The 16,178-nt window shown below is 43.8% G+C and carries 9 protein-coding genes; 3 read left to right on the forward strand and 6 right to left on the reverse strand.

What is annotated here, in order from left to right; all coding sequences use genetic code 11:
• Positions 1-13: 13 nt before the first annotated feature.
• Both pssA and DQW11_RS20040 read right to left on the reverse strand, forming a co-directional pair.
• Entirely contained in the window at positions 14-706 is a 693-nt protein-coding gene (gene pssA / locus DQW11_RS20035) for a CDP-diacylglycerol--serine O-phosphatidyltransferase (RefSeq protein WP_113925899.1), read from the reverse strand.
• Positions 707-1,360, reverse strand: coding sequence for an MBL fold metallo-hydrolase (locus DQW11_RS20040; RefSeq protein ID WP_113925900.1), 654 nt, complete (start codon positions 1,358-1,360; stop codon positions 707-709). It lies immediately after the preceding gene.
• A 55-nt stretch (positions 1,361-1,415) separates the two neighbouring features.
• Between DQW11_RS20040 and DQW11_RS20045 the strand changes: the two genes are divergently transcribed.
• Genes DQW11_RS20045 through DQW11_RS20055 form a run of 3 tightly spaced genes read left to right on the forward strand, consistent with a single transcriptional unit; the run spans position 1,416 to position 6,784 of the window.
• Complete coding sequence (locus DQW11_RS20045; protein WP_113925901.1) at positions 1,416-2,465, forward strand: NAD(P)/FAD-dependent oxidoreductase; 1,050 nt, start codon at positions 1,416-1,418, stop codon at positions 2,463-2,465.
• Positions 2,466-2,509: 44 nt separating this feature from the next.
• Positions 2,510-5,890, forward strand: a complete 3,381-nt coding sequence (locus tag DQW11_RS20050; RefSeq protein ID WP_113925902.1) for a biopolymer transporter Tol — start codon at positions 2,510-2,512, stop codon at positions 5,888-5,890.
• A gap of 15 nt (positions 5,891-5,905) precedes the next feature.
• The gene (locus DQW11_RS20055) at positions 5,906-6,784 is read left to right on the forward strand and encodes a YicC/YloC family endoribonuclease (protein ID WP_113925903.1); all 879 of its coding nucleotides are present in this window, start codon (positions 5,906-5,908) and stop codon (positions 6,782-6,784) included.
• 23 nt (positions 6,785-6,807) lie between these two features.
• Here DQW11_RS20055 and DQW11_RS20060 read toward each other — a convergent pair whose 3' ends face one another.
• The 4 genes from DQW11_RS20060 to sov all read right to left on the reverse strand — a co-directional run bounded on the left by DQW11_RS20060 (position 6,808) and on the right by sov (position 15,945).
• On the reverse strand, positions 6,808-7,470 hold the full coding sequence (locus DQW11_RS20060) for an energy transducer TonB (protein WP_113925904.1): 663 nt from the start codon (positions 7,468-7,470) through the stop codon (positions 6,808-6,810).
• Between the two features lie 216 nt (positions 7,471-7,686).
• Positions 7,687-8,361, reverse strand: coding sequence for an energy transducer TonB (locus tag DQW11_RS20065; protein ID WP_113925905.1), 675 nt, complete (start codon positions 8,359-8,361; stop codon positions 7,687-7,689).
• 212 nt (positions 8,362-8,573) lie between these two features.
• Positions 8,574-8,951 carry a glycine cleavage system protein GcvH gene (gene gcvH, locus DQW11_RS20070; protein ID WP_113925906.1) on the reverse strand — a complete coding sequence of 126 codons (378 nt, stop codon included), beginning with the start codon at positions 8,949-8,951 and terminating at the stop codon, positions 8,574-8,576.
• A gap of 55 nt (positions 8,952-9,006) precedes the next feature.
• The gene (gene sov, locus DQW11_RS20075) at positions 9,007-15,945 is read right to left on the reverse strand and encodes a T9SS outer membrane translocon Sov/SprA (RefSeq protein ID WP_232826810.1); all 6,939 of its coding nucleotides are present in this window, start codon (positions 15,943-15,945) and stop codon (positions 9,007-9,009) included.
• Positions 15,946-16,178: the final 233 nt, after the last annotated feature.

Raw genomic sequence — 16,178 nt, forward strand, 5'->3', positions numbered from 1 at the left:
TTTAAATCGACTGCTAAGCATTCCGGGTGATTAATGCCTCAATAAATGAGAGCGCAATATACACAATAATTGCAAATGGAATACCAGCTATCCCAAAGATAATGAGAGAGATAAGGGAAAATGCAATGACTAGATACCTGAAAATATTCTTGCTAAAGGAAAAATCTTTGAATTTTAGGGCAATGAGAGGGAGTTCTGCCACAAGCAAAAATGACATCACCACTCCGATTCCTACAAGCACAAATGGGTTGGACAAAAGGCCTCCAAAGAATTCGGATTCTTCTGCCAAAAAAGGAAGTGTGCTGATCAAAAGGGCATTTGCAGGAGTTGGAACTCCGATAAACCGATCCGATTGGCGGACATCTATGTTGAATTTTGCCAGTCTGAGGGCAGAAAAGATCCCTACCAAAAAGGCCACATAGGGTAAATATTGATTCTCTGTTTGGTATTCGATCATCGAAAACAATATGAAAGCGGGCAAAACGCCAAAGGTGACCATATCCGCCAAGGAGTCAAGTTGCTTTCCGATTTCACTGCTTACCTTTAATATCCTAGCTACAAAGCCATCCAAAAAATCGAATACGGCCGCCAGAAATACCATATACGCACCAAACTCAAGTTGGCCGTCGAGCACAAAAAGAATCCCCGCCATGCCGGCAGCAAGGTTTAAGGAAGTCAGGGCGTTTGGTATATGTTGTTTGATCATCTAGTATCTGGCGCGCTTGCCTACAAAAGGGTTGTTTTCTTTTTCTTCTCCGATGCTTGTTGCAGGGCCATGACCGGGATATACGGTAGTTTCCTCCGGCAAGTTGAACATTTCTCTTTTGATCGAGCTGAGAAGTGTCTGATGGTCGCCCCCCGGAAGGTCGGTCCGCCCGATACTTCCCTGAAAGAGCGTATCTCCGGCGATGCATATTCCTGTCGGTTGGTGGTAAAAAACCAAATGTCCTGGTGCATGACCGGGTACAAAAAGAATATCGAGTGTCTGGTTACCGATCGTCAGTTTTTGTTTTTCATCTATAAATGCATCGGGTTCTGCTTCCTGATACCCCGCAAAGCCATAGTTGGGCGCATAGACCTTTACGGATGTGAGAACCGGAACTTCATTTCGGTGAATCAAAAAGGGCACTTTGTAGGTGTTCTTTACGAAGGCATTTCCCAAAACATGGTCGATGTGGCAATGCGTATTGACCAATAGGGTGACTTTTAAGCCTTCGGCTTGGATGAAGTTGGCGAGGGTTTCCTTTTCTTTTTTCTCAAAACAGCCCGCATCAAATATTGTCGCCTCTTTGGTTTCGTCGAAAAGAACGTAGGTGTTTTCGGAAAAAGGATTGAATGTGAACGTTTTGATCTGTAGCATCAGAAATCTTTTTTAAACCAACTCAAAATAACGAATAAAGAAACTAATTTTGACCATGGAAGTTGATTTTTTACTGGTTGGTCAGGGATTGGCCGGTACGGTATTGTCACATAGATTATTGGCACTTGGGCAGAAAGTGATGGTCATAGACCTTCCCGGGGGCAATCAAAGCAGCCGCATCGCTGCCGGATTGTATAATCCCATCACCGGCAAAAAAATGGTAAAGTCCTGGAATGCAGACCTGCTTTTTCCTGAAATAGAACCTCTTTATACCGAACTTGAGGAGCTTCTTGACACCAAATTCCTCTACAAAAAGAACATCTACCGCCCCTTTTTAAATATTGAGGAGCAAAATGAATGGATGGGAAAAACAGGCGATCCCGGATTTGAACCTTATTTTGAAAGGATATTCTCCAAAGAATTATACCCTGAAGTCACCAATCCCTTTGGCGGGATTCTTCTGAAAAACTCCGGTTATGTCGATATCAATACACTCTTGACTGCCTATTCCGAATATTTGACCAAAAAGAATGCTTTGCTTGAATCCGTATTTGAGGAGGAAAGCCTTGAAATCGGAAAGTCAGGAGTTTCTTATAAGGGCATTTCAGCCAAAGGCATCGTGTATTGCAATGGCCTTGGGGCGATGAAAAGCTGTTATTTTTCAAATTTGCCTTTTGCACCGGTAAAGGGGGAAATATTGGATATCATCCAGCGTTTCCATCCTGACGAAATCATCAATCGGGGGGTCTTCAGAATCACACTTCCCAATGGAAACCAAAGGGTGGGGTCAACTTACACCTGGCATGACATGGATCAAGGGCCCACCGAAAATGCCAAAAATGAATTGTTGGAAAAACTAGAGAAGCTTGTTCCCGCAAAGGTTTTGTCTATCCAAAGCCACCGATTTGGCATCCGTCCGGCAACAAAAGACCGAAAACCGTTTTTAGGTGAACATCCTGACTTTCCGGGCGTTTATATTTTCAATGGTTTCGGGGCGAAAGGCGTATCTTTGATTCCGTATTACAGCAATATGATGGCCGAAATGCTTTTATATGGCCATCAACCTGAAAAAGAAGTGAACATTAATCGGATTAAAAAAACATAATTCAAATTTTTAAGTATATTTAAAACCCAAGTGAATCAGGTTAGATGAAAAATAAGATCGTATTCTTAGTCTTATCAATCTTCTTTTTGCAGCTCCCATTGCTGTCTTTAGCGCAGTTTAATGGGGAGAAATTCGGTAAAAACCGAGTCCAACACAAAAATATTGAGTGGTATTACTATAGTTCCAATAACTTCGAGGTTTATTATTATGATGGCGGCATGAACAATGCCAAAATGGCTATTGATTACCTTGAGAGTGAATTTGAAAGGCTGACCCAATTGATAGGGTATGTGGCTTATACCAAACCTAAAATTTTTATTTATAACTCTCCCGAAGAAATCCTCCAAAGCAATGTTGACCTGAATAAAGATGAATTTACCATCGATGGACAGACTTTTTTCAGCAAATTAATAGGAGAAGTAGCTTATCCCGGATCTTGGGAGGCTTTCAAAAAAGAACTGATCTATACCACTTCCAAGGTAATCATTGAGGAGATGCTCTATGGGTCCACGATAGCCGACGCTTTCCAATCCAATCTGATCAACAGCTTTCCTGACTGGTATATCGATGGCGTGGCCATGTACCTTGCCCATGGCTGGAGTATGGAAATGGATGATTTTGTAAGGCATTATTTCAAAGAAGAAAAAAGCACCAAACTCCATAAACTCAAAAGCAGGGAGGCAGGACTTGTCGGACAATCGATATGGAATTTTATTGTTGAAAAATACGGCAGACGCTACATTTCCAGTATCCTCAACCTGTCAAGAATCAACAGGAATGAAGAAAACAGTATTGCCAACACCATAGGCGTAAATTATAGGGTTTTTCAGGACCAATGGAAACAATTCTATGTCAATACAAACCAGCAGGTTTTCAATACTTTCAAAGACATCAATGCTTCCAATGAAATCACCGAAACATCGGAATCTTACCTCGGCATTATCAATGACATCAAATTCAGTCCTGATGCCAAGCATCTAGCCTATGTCATCAACAGCGGAGGAAAATACAAGGTGCAGGTTAGGAATCTGGCTGATGGCAGGGAAATGACCATTTTATCAGGTGGTGCAGTATCTGCAGACCAGCCCGCCAATCTTACTGTTCCGATTATTGCCTGGAAGGATACCCTCAATCTGGCCATAGCCACTTTCAAGAGGGGAACCACGACATTGAGGTCAAGGGCAATAGATGGGTCCAGTCAGGATAAGATTTTTCTAAGAAATATTACCCAGGTACTCAGTTTGGATTTCAATTCCACAGGAAAGAGTATGGTACTTTCTTCCATTGCCAATGGCAAAACAGATGTCTATTCCCTCAATGTGAGGGGAGTGGGAAAAAGAATCACCAATGATGTTTTTGACAATATCAGCCCGGTATTTTTGAATGATTCCACGATCATCTACAGTTCCAATTTTACAGCGCTGCCTGATTCGGTCCTGACAAGAACGCCTGACGTAAAACTCCTGCCTGATTACTTTAACCTGTTCCAAGTCGATCTTTGGGATTCTTTGAAAGTAACCAAACTCACCAATCTCAATAACAAAAACATCAGGCCGAGGATTCTGAACAGCAACAACGTACTCTTCTTAAGTGATCAGAGTGGGATCATGAACCTGATGCGGCTCACTGTTTCCAATACCATTGCAAGCCAGATGACTGCATTCAACAAGAGTCTGGAGGCATTTGATTATTCATCCAGATTAAACAAAATCGCCTATTCTTACAGGGATGGTAATCAGAGCCGGTTGGTGATAGAATCCTATTCCAACATTGATCAGTTTACCCCAAGTACTCCGAGAATTCAGCTTTCTCAGGCCAAAACCCTTTCAGAAAGGATATCGTCAAGAAGGTCTGAAATCGATGGGGTAACCAAAAAGCAACCCCAGGAACTTACCCGTAGGGCGGAGCAGCCTACAGTAAAAAGAGATTCAGTCCTGAATATCCGGTTAGAAGACCTGATGTTGACCACACCTCCAACCAGTGACCAAAAGCAACAGCAGGCAGCTAAAGATTCGATCCCCGCACCCAAGAGTTTGACAGGAAGCATCAACACCGACAGGCTAAGATTTGAGAAAAAAGGCGGCATAGATACTGAAAATTACGCGTTTGATACAGTACCCAAAGCTGCCGCTCCGGTCGCACAAACCGGTCAGTCCACCAGGGGAAATATGCTTGAAAATTTCAGGAAGCAAAGTCTTCAAAAAAGAATTACCGGTCCTGCCAGGATGACACCGCAGTTTATTACCTCCAATCTCAGTACTGATTGGGTAGTGGATCCGATAAGGGGTTTTGGATTGGCCTTGTCGGGTAGGATGACGGACATTCTTGATAACCATAATTTCAAAGGGGGCTTGATGTTCCCGCTGGACTTTAGATCAGGGAGCGATGTTTTCTTCGAATATGAATACCTGAAGCAAAGGATTGATGTCAGCCTGAGGTACGATAGAAGGACAATCAAAATCCTGCCTCCTGACCAAGGGGACTTCACTTCCCAACTTTATGTCCTGAACAAAACAGAATTGGGATTCTCCTATCCATTTAATGTCCACTCCAGAGTCACTATCGCACCTTTGTTGGCAAAGACCCAATATTTTAACCTCAATCCTGACTCCATCATATTTGGTCAGGACCCGGATCAAAATAGATTTGATGTCACCTATGGAGGCGGAAGGTTTGAATTTGTGTATGATAAAACACAACAAATGGGATTGTATACCCAAAAAGGAGGAAAAGCAAAAGTGGGAATAGTCCATTACCAAGGTCTGAACAATGCCTCTAGGTCCTTCACTAATTTTTACCTGGATTTTAGAAATTATCAGGTCATTCACAAGAACCTCATATTGGCCACAAGGCTTTTTGGAGGATCCTATTTTGGGAATAACCCGCAAAATTATTTGGTGGGAGGGATGGACAACTGGCTGTTTAATGAATTCTACCAGCCACCAAGCAACAGACCGGAATCATCGCCGGTAAGAAACGATCAGGGTTTAGAAAATTCCAATATTTTATTTACAGAATTTGTAGACCTCAGGGGATACCTATTTGATGAAATTAGGGGAAGAAACGTCGTTACCTTCACTACCGAGCTTAGGATTCCATTGTTTTCCTATTTGTCAAGGGGAAACATCACCTCCAACTTTGTGAAGAATTTCCAGATGGTAGCCTTCTATGATGTAGGTTCGGCGTGGAATGATGCGGCACCTTGGGAAAGGATCAATGACCAGAATACAGAGGTCATCACCACCCCGGGTTCGCCTTTTTTGATCACACTCAACAACTTCAACAACCCTTGGCTGCAAAGCTATGGCGCAGGCTTGAGAACTGTGTTGCTCAATTATTATTTCAAATTTGATGTTGCCAGACCAATCCGAAATTACCAAACCGAAGAGTTGAAATTTTACATTACCTTGGGATACAATTTCTAATCACAAGCGAAAATTATGATAAAGTCCATGACAGGCTATGGTTTGGCCGGTTTTGAAGATGACAATTATGTTGTCAGCGTCGAGGTAAAAACACTGAATTCCAAATTTTTAGACCTTTCGATCAGGTCACCTAAGCAGTTTTCGGACAAAGAACTTGAAATAAGAAACCTGGTCAGTGCCGTTCTGGAAAGAGGAAAGGTGAACCTGAACCTTGATTTCTCTTACAAATCGCTTGAAGAAATGCCTGTAGCGGTCAATGAAGATTTATTTTTATCCTATTACAAGACCTATCAAAGCCTTGCCCAGAAGGTTCAGACGGATAACTCGGATTTGTTTAAGTTGGCGCTACAGTCTCCACAGGTGCTCAACTCCAACGTAGAAAAGAAGACGGACACAGATGAATGGGAAATCGTAAAAAAGACCATTGAGAAAGCACTGAGGCATTGCGATGCATTCAGAAAAGATGAAGGCAATACCTTGGAAGGTAAGTTTTTGGAGAATCTGGGTGTCATCAGGGAGGGTTTGGAAACGGTCAAAACCCAAGACCCTGAAAGAAAAAACAGGATCAGAGAAAGAATTAAAGGGAATTTTAGGGATTGGATGGAGGAAAACAGTTTTGACCAAAACCGGCTCGAGCAGGAACTGATCTACTATTTTGAAAAAATTGACATTACCGAAGAAATCGTCAGGTTGGAATCCCATTTGGATTATTTTGAAAAAAATCTCACGGCGGGAGACAGCCAAGGAAAAAAATTGGGCTTTATCGGACAGGAAATCGGCAGGGAAATCAATACCATCGGTTCCAAAGCCAATGACGCCATGATCCAAAGAAGTGTGGTGGTGATGAAGGATGAATTGGAAAAAATAAAAGAGCAGAGTCTGAATATATTGTAAAAAAGGGCCAAAAGGCCCTTTTTTTATTGTAACCTGAACCGGATCGGAACCCGCATTTTGACTTTTACAGGCAGTCCGCCGTTTCTTCCCGGAATCCAATTCTCGGCTTCTTGGATTACCCTGATGGCTTCCTCATCACAACCTGCCCCGATTCCCCGGATTACCTCTACGTCTTCAATTTTGCCGTATTTGTTTACCACAAAAGACACATAAACCGTTCCTTCCACTCCCATGCGCCTTGCCTGAGTCGGGTATTTCATGTTTTTGGATAGGTATGCGTTCCATGATTCCATGCCTCCCACAGGTTGGGGCATCACCTCCGAAAAGTCAAGCAAGACGTCTACCGGTTCCACCACAGGTGGTCCCTCCAGTTCAATATCCGGAGTGGTTTCGGTACCCAAATCAATAAGGATTTCGCTGTCCGGGATGTCAATATTATCAGGGACGATTTCGATGATGGGATTGATGATTTTTGGTGGAGGCGGTGTTTGGTAGGTGAGGGGCACTTCCGGGATATTTTCTTCCCCAAAAAGAATGTCGGTCTCATCAAAAATCCTGTGGTGCATTATTTCTGTTTTCCATTCAAAAGCAAACAGCAGCAAAGACAAACTGATACAAAGACCAATATTGAGGAAATAACCTCTTTTTTGGTCAAGATCTGAAGAAGGGTTTTTCTTGGTTTCCATGGTCGTATGTTTTGGTGTCCATGAATTTAAAAAGAGTTGAGCACTAATCCGTCTATTTAACTATAATTTCAATATTAAAGAATGTTAAAAAAAATCGACCACAGTCGACGGACGACAGTCCACTGCCGCTGCAATTGGAATTCAATCCTTAAATTTGGATAGTGGAAAGATGGCATTCATACAAAAAAATAAGGGGCTTGCGGCCCCTTATGTATTTTATCCAAGTTTGAATCTTATCGGAAGTCTCATCCTAACCCTTACCGGGCGACCTCTTTGCTTGCCCGGAGACCATTTTGGAGCTCCTGTGACAACTCTTAGTGCTTCTTCGTCACAACCTCCACCGATACCTCTGAGAAGTTCAACGTCCTGTACAGATCCGTCAGTATTCACAACGAACACCACATATACTGTACCTTCGATTCCCATCCTTCTTGCTTGGGTTGGGTATTTCAGGTTTTTACGCAGGTATTCGTTCCATGCTTCCATACCTCCCGGAAATTCCGGAGAATTTTCAACCACGTCAAAGATCTCGTCCGCCTTCTCCACTACAGGAGCATCAGCGATGACCACTTCCTTGATTACTGTTTCTTCCTGTACGTCCACATCGAAGTTAACTTCTATTTTTTCTTCGATTTCCACTTCATCAGGAATTTCCTGGATGACCGGCTGCTCGATTGGCGGTGGCGGTGGTGGTGGCTGTTCTGTAATTGGAATATCCAACAGTTCTTCAAATTCATCGGTTACTTCGCCAAGGTCTTTCAAATTCCTATCGTCATAGGATTTGTATTCAAAAGCAACAAGGCATAACCCGACGCTAATGAATAATCCAAGATTCAGGAACATTCCTGATTTTTTGGATAAATCCGCTTGTGGCGTCTTTTTAGCTTCCATGGTTGTTGATTTATTAGGTTAATAATTTTTTACAATGTAAGAGATAACAATTTTAGCCATTTATTTTAATTTTTACAAGAGTTCAAATTGCCTTGCATAAAATTATTGAACCAATTAGCCTAATTATTTCTTCAATCCCGTGAGGGGGAAAATAAAATGTAGATTTTAAACTTCCTCAAGGACTGTATTCAGGTGTTGATTTCCGATAGGGTTTATCCTCCTACGAGTTCGGAATATTCTTCAAACGACAACAGGTCAGAAGGGACTTCACCGGAGAACTTCACCTTGATCATCCAACCTGATTCGTAAGGGGAATCATTTACCAACTCAGGGGAGGATTCCAACTCTTCGTTGAATTCAATGATTTCACCTTCCAAGGGCATAAAAAGATCTGATACAGTTTTCACAGCTTCGACAGTACCAAAAACTTCACCTGCTGCGATGGTTTCACCGACTGTTTCCACTTCGACGTACACGATGTCCCCAAGTTCCCTTTGTGCAAATTCTGTAATGCCGATGACAGCGATGTCATTTTCAATTTTGACCCATTCGTGGTCTTTTGTGTACTTGAGCTCCTTTGGAAAATTCATATCGGTTTTAATTTTAAAGTGTCCAAAAATACAAGGTTTCGACAAATGTAAAAACCTATTGTGCTAAATTAAATCGCAATTGTCCGCCAAAGGCTGTGGAGCTTCTACGGAAGGCAGTGGTGACTCTTGGGTCGTTGATGGTACGGTCAAAATAAAGGGTAATATTCAGACTTTTGCTCACGATATATCCAATAGTCGGGCGGATCTGGATATTCAGGTTTCCGTTTGTGACTGTGCTTTCTCCTTCGATTTTTCGCTGAACCTGTCTGGTGTCCACAACTTTGGTGCTCAGCCTGAACTGCAGGTCATTTTCCAAAATCTCTTGACGTCCTTTGATTTTGAACGGTATTTTCACACCTGCTTTGGTGTATCCCAAGTCAAGTCCAAAATCCCGGCTTGATTGTTCTGTAACCTGTGCATTGGAAAAATTCAAGCCGAGGTTTCTTTCAGAATTATATTCCATCACGATGTTGAGACGGTCCTTGGTGAGGAGGTTGACACCGATCAGCGGGGCAAACCGCTCTGAAAGTACCACTTGGTTCAATATGAAGATGGGGATATATTCACCGAATTCGTTGGTGAGGTTGGCACCGGGAAAATTCCGGATGCTGTTGTACAGTTCCAAACCTTTGTTATACAAGAGTGAGTTTGAAAAATTGCTCACATCGTAGGTGGAGGTATAGGCATGGGTCAGGCTGATGCTGGAGAAATATTCCTTCAGAGCAGGTATCTGGCTCAGACCCTTGTAATCCACTCTCCAGTTTGGTATGGGGATTTTAGGGAATGGATTCAGTTCGATGGTATTGGGATCCTTTCCTGAATATGCCGAAAGGAATGACAGGGTCAAGACATCCTGACCATTGATGGAATACTCTCCGCCGGGATTCAGTGCATTGAGCCTGGACTGGATGATGCTTCTGTTTTGTTCAAAATCGGTAAAGAGAGGGGAGTTGTTATTTTGGTCATCCCTGGCTAAAGTGGTCCTGATAATGGAATAGGTGATGCTGTATGCACCGGATCTGTTTGGACTCAGGGAACCGAATTGTCCAGGATTATCGGGGGAGTTTCTGAAGATTTCTGTATAATCTCCCGTTTCTCTTTTCCTGGCCTCCAAGGTGATGTTGAAATCTTTGAACGGCACTACCAAGCCTGTTACCTGAAGGTTTTTGGTCTGGTTTTGTCTGAATAACTGCGTCATTTGTGTACTTGGCGCCATCAGGTTTTGCTCCGCAAGGCTCAAGCGGATATTCGGATCCTGACTTCCAAAAATGAATCCCAATCCCGGGTTCATGAAACTCCTGTCCATTCCCAATAATCCTGTCTCTGGCATATATCCGGGCAAAAATGTCCCCTCCACCACAGAATACCTAAAATTGACATCCTTGATCATGGTGAGGAATTGAATCGTTTTTCTGGTGAAAGGTGTACCGATGGTATCCTCTGCGCTGACATTTGTTCTCCCGGGAATACTTGGCCGCTTTGGAGCATTCAATGCCCTGTATTTGGCACTCTTATTATACAGTTTGACAAAATCCAGTTTACCTACCATAGACCTGTCTCTTGTGTTTTGGATGACATTACCCAAGGTATCCCGCTGTCCGATGGCACCGGTCAGCCATGAATAGGTGGCGGCGTATTTGTAATCCATCCCTATCCAATCCAATGCACCGACCTTATCCAAAGGCAATTTGTAATTGACATTGACTTGGTGGTTGTAATTGGTTGTTCTGCCAAAATTCCGGATGTTGTTGCGCAGAGAATCTCTCTTTGATTCGGTGTCAATGTCCCCGTCCGGTTCGTCGACCACCGCCATTATCCTGCTGAGGTAATCTACCCTGAGGTTTTTGGTGAGGTCCCAGTTGAGGTTATAAGTCTGGTTGAGGAAGAAACTTTTTTGGAAGAACGGATCTACTCCATCGATGGTCAGTTGGTCGTTCCTGTATTGGGTACGCAAAAACCTCCTGTCCACATCTATCCTTGCGGCAAAGGAAGTCGGTACAAAGTTGAAATTCATATCCCTGATGAGGCTGAATTTCTCTCCGCCTACCCAACTTGAATTTTTGAATGGTTCAAGTACAACAGGTTTTGGCTGGTACACATAAGCAATATTGCCGAGGTACGTTTCAAAAAGGTAGCTTTCTGTATTGATGTTGCTTTGCCTGACAGAACCATGGGCATATGAAAACGAGAAGTTGCTCAGGTCATAGACGCGGTTTTTTTCCTGATTGGGATTTTTATTTTTGCGGACATTGGTAAAACCGATGTTTCTTCTGCTCATTTGGTCCAAAACCTGGTCTGTATAAATTTCTCTCTCGGAATCGTTCTGGAATTTTTGCAGGGCAAGGTCAAAGAGTACGTCAGGGTTCAATGGGTCAAACTGGGGCTTTGTAACTGCATTCTCAAAACTGATATACATCGGGATGGATACATTCAATCCTTCCGGTAGGATTTTGTGAAGGTTCACATTGGCCGACACGTCATACAGGGTGGCGGAAGTTACTGCCCTTTGGGAAAGTCTTGTCTCCAAGCCCCCAAAACCAAAAGTATTGTGCCTCACTGAAGTCGAAATCGTAGCCACATCGGCAATCTGGGCATTGAGCCTTGCATTGGCAGCCCATCCGGAAGATTGCTTGTAGCCTGTCAGCCTCAATTCATTTGCCCATATACAGATGGACTTCGAGGCACCGCTTCCGCTTCCGGGATTTCTGATCCCGATCATCAAGCCCTGAACCAGACTCAATTCAGGCCGTCCCACCACCGTCACTTTGTATTGCCTGATATTTTGGGAAAAGGCAAGGTTTAAAGGTACCCGACTGTTATCCCTTTCTATTTTGACACCCACTATTTCATTGATGGCAATATCGATTTCATTTTCCTGCGGCCAGATCTGTAAGGGATCTCTGGTGCCTTTTGGGGTGATATTGAGGGGAACTTCGATTTCGTAGTAGTTGTCTGTATAATCCGTACCCAACCTCAAAAAAGCTGTCAATTCACCATCCTGGGCATCTTCACTGTCTGCGTGGATAAACATTTTCATCCGCTCAAACTGGACCATGTCCAAAGAATTGGCATTCTTGAAAACTGCACGGGCATCCTTTGCCTGGAGGTCTTCCACGCAAAGGCGGATGGATTGCTCATTCAATACCCTTTCGACAGAAGCGAGGTTATCCCGGTCCCTGACGATACCCGGCGGCAAAACATAGGGGCTTTGGGTGGCGCTTCCCTGTCCGTTGTCTTCAATATTGACTACATCCACGCTGAAGTTGGAGTTGTCCGGTTCGGGAACTTCAAAGAATCCCCTTTCATACAACGATTCTAAAAACACACGCCATTGACTTGCTACCAAGCGGAAGTTTGCCATACGGAGGACGACAGGCTGCTCGAAATCTGTCAGGTAGGTTCTCATATACCTGATGGACTTGAAGCCGGAGATGTCTCCCTGAACCCTGTCGGGAGTCCTTACCGGAATTCTGAATAAATACCAATCGACCTGATCCCCGCTTTGGCTGGAGGTAACTTTGTCTACAATGTAGTTTTTGCCCACTTCCATTTCCCCTGGTCTGAGGTCAATTTCATATTCGTAGTAGGCTTCCAATTCATTGACGGTGTTGTCATTGTTCAGGTCTTCGTTGTCAGGAATGTTGGACCCTGCAGGTACAAATGACAAGTTGCTGTTATTGGAAATGGGTGTGTTCCCATCCATTCCGTTGAATTTCTTATACCTTTCCAGGATTTTGATATTGTTATTGTCAAGTTCTTCCCCCAAATAATATTGGAAATTATCAGCCGAAGGGTCATTTTTGATCGCCTGCAATGCAGGTGGACTGACGTTTAACCTGTCAATGAAACGGGTCCTGAAAAAATCTTCTTCTTCTTCATTTCTTAATCCATCCATTCCTACGTCTTGGTTCACCCTGGATTCGGGGGAGTTGTCAAAAGCGGGAATCAGGAATTGTTGTTGGGTGATTTTACCCCATTCGGTGACGTTGGCATTGTCCGGATTTCCGTCAGCAGGGAGGCCATTTTCAAAACCATGCCGTCCGTCTTTGATGACATCTTCAGATACCTCACCTAAGTTGAATATCAATTTTCCACCGGTAGTATTGTTTTGGTTGAAATTTCCGTCCAAAACCCGCCCGTTTTCTCCTTCAATAAATGGATCAAGCATCCAGAATTCCAAGAATTCAATATTGGTCCTGTCAAAATCGACTTCAGTCGTAATCGGTCTGGTCACACCGCCATAATTCTGTCTTGGATTTGGAAGAAATCCTTGAGTGTTCAGGTTGGGATTGTAGTTGTACAGTCCCCTTTCGCTTGGGAAATAGGCAAGTTCAAAAAGTGGTTCAGGCACCACAATGACATCCCTGTCCCTGTTTTGGAAGATTTCCTGGGGCAATACCCTTCTGACATAATGGTTGATACGGTCCTCTTGGTTGATATTGGCAGGTACATCCGCGCCCCCTTCTCTATAGAAGATATTGTCAATATTGTACCAAGCTACTTTTGCCCGGCGGTAGGCATTGCCCAATCTGTCAGGAGTGATGGGACTCAAGTCAAAAAGGTTGTTGTCAGTTTTTGGAGTAGCCGCCAGGTGCCAGGTCTGTGCTGCCGATCCACCAAGACCATATGGGGTAATGGCTGTCTCGAAGTCATCGATGTAGTTGGTAGGTTCGCCCAAAACCTGGTTGGAAGTACCCGGTAGAAGCTGCGCAAATTCCCCACTGACCTGAATCAAAGATTTTTCCTTGGTATCGGTAAAGGGAAGGGCATCCGCCAATTTGGTCAAAAACCGGGATTCATCGCTGAAATTGGCATCCAATCCCCACATGCTGTTCCTGAGTGTTTCATTTCCTATGGCTATCCTGGTGATATTTGGCCGCTCGTTTAGGTATAAGAAGGTACCTCCGATATTGAATTTGTCATTGAGGATATAGTCAAGCCTTGTTCCCAACAAACTCCGCGTCTGGAAGGAAACCAAATCCGCTTTTTCAAAACTGATGGAAATTCTTTTTCCTGATTGGAGGATCCCTTCATTGATGATATTGACCCGTCCAAAATTGTAATCAACTGTAAAATCAACCCCTTCCGCCAAAGGGATGTTTCCAGCCATCACGATCACCGAACCGGGGGAAATATTCAATCCCGGCAAAAGGATTTCTGAGGCTGAACCGGCAGTGAGTCTTCCTTTGATAAAAAATTTGTCATATCTGGTGACCAATTCTGCATCGGCAAGGGTAGTCCGGTAGAGCGTGTCAAAGACATATTTATTGGCAAGGTTCGCTTCATTGGGCAAAAACTGACTTCGCAGCGTCTGTCCAAATGGCTCTAAGACAGGGAAGACCAATAATCCCCGTTCCGGGAAAATGGTGATGCCGGGAATAAAGTCAAAGTTTCCGTCGGGAGCAGGATCATTTTGGGGGTTGAGGTTATCAAGTCCTGTCAATCTGATCAATGGTCTGTTTTTGACATTTTCCCCTTCCAAAAGGGTGGGGTTATCGAGTCCCGTCCGGTCATCCCGATAGATCACCTGAAGTTGAAAACCGTCCTGCTGGATTTGGTTGGCATTGAGGTTATAGATGTTTTTCATCATCAGGTCCCAAGTCGGAATCTTGATGTTGATCCTGGCAGGCCTAAGCATTTTTAGGAAAATGAGGTCGCTGATGGGGCGGTTTTGATAATCTTCTGACAATTCACCGACCTTATAGACCTGTCCGTTGTAGGTATATTCAAAAGAAACCGCCAAGACCTCGTCGTTTTGAAGCCTTCTGGAAAGCGAGATATAGCCGAGTTCCCGGTTGAAATGGTATTCTGTCGGGGCAAGTTTTCTGGCACCGTTGACCTGTTCGAAATCTATGCCCCGCGTAAGTCCCAAGCTGGATTCGATGGCTCCTGAACCGGTGTCAAAAGGCCTGAAAGCAGGATTTCCGTTGAGTTTATCAAAAAGCAAGTTGGCTTGGTTGTATGCCGGTGCGCCCGGGGTTCCTGGTCCGATGTTGGGATTCTCGGGTTTGTAAATCCTCGAGCCTTCGCCAAGGTCGATGAAAGAAGTAAAATTCCTCAGGGTTTCCGTGTTTTGGGCGCGGTTCATGATGTAAACTTCCACCCTTGTAATGTTGAGTCCTGAAAGAATCTGCGGCAGACCTCTCAGCCATCTTTCGTAATTTTCCCTAAAGAAATGTGCGAGAAAAAAGTGGCGGTTTTCATCATAGGAAGAGCCTTGCACTTCAAATTGCCTTCCCTGTCCTCCGGCTTCAATGACAAGTTCATCCCGTCTTCCCCTTTGGGTGGAAGCTACTCCGGTGACGAAGAGTTTTCCGAATTGAAGCTGGGTTTTGACACCAAACAGGTTTTGCGCTCCCTGAATCAGGCTGTTTTGGACAGGCATGCTGACGTTCCCAATTTCAATGGATTTGATGATGTCCTCCTTGAATCCGGTGTATTCTGCTTTGAGTTGGTTCTGAAAGTCAAAGGAATTGTTGGAATCGAAGTTTGCTCCGATCTTTAATTTTTGGCCCAATGTACCGTTGACGGCCATTTGGATCTGTTGGTTGAAATTGAAATTCCCGTTTTGCTGCTGTCTGACGGGAATGGAGGGGTTGTCAATTCTTCTGAAAATGGCACCTAAATCCAAATCCACAAAACCTGTCGGAACAATATTGATGTCACTGCCGCCAAAAATCCTGTCAAGACTTGGGCTAGTGGTAATGGGCGGAATCAGATTTCTGCCGCTGACAGGACTTTCCCCGTCTAATCCTTTGGACCTGCTTCTCCAATATTCCTGTCTGACCCTGAATTCCTGTATTTTTGAAAATTCATCAAAATCGTATAACTCTCCTGGATCTGTGTCCGTAGAATCCATCTGATCTTGGATCCTATATCTTGGGATGGAGTCCATTTCCACCTGAATGTTGGGTTGGATGGGGCCGGTTTGGTAAAAAGGGGAGTATTTTGGCAGGTAGGGATTCTGGGTTGGATATAGGGGATTGGTCCTCATATTTTGCCAAAGCAAAAATGAAGGGAGCATTCTCCTTTTATTCAAAGAATCAATTCTGCTCTGAATGCTGTCAGGTCTGGTCTGAACACTGTCTGTCCTTGTTTCCTGAGCCTGTAAACTACCAAAAAACAATAAACAATAGACCAGAATGAGAAGACCTATTGGTTTCAAAAAGGATGTTGCGCTTTTTTTTGAAAAAAATTGCGGATACAAAAGGCAGTCGGGTTTGTGAT

The sequence above is a fragment of the Cognataquiflexum aquatile genome (assembly GCF_003316845.1).
Classification (GTDB): domain Bacteria; phylum Bacteroidota; class Bacteroidia; order Cytophagales; family Cyclobacteriaceae; genus Cognataquiflexum; species Cognataquiflexum aquatile.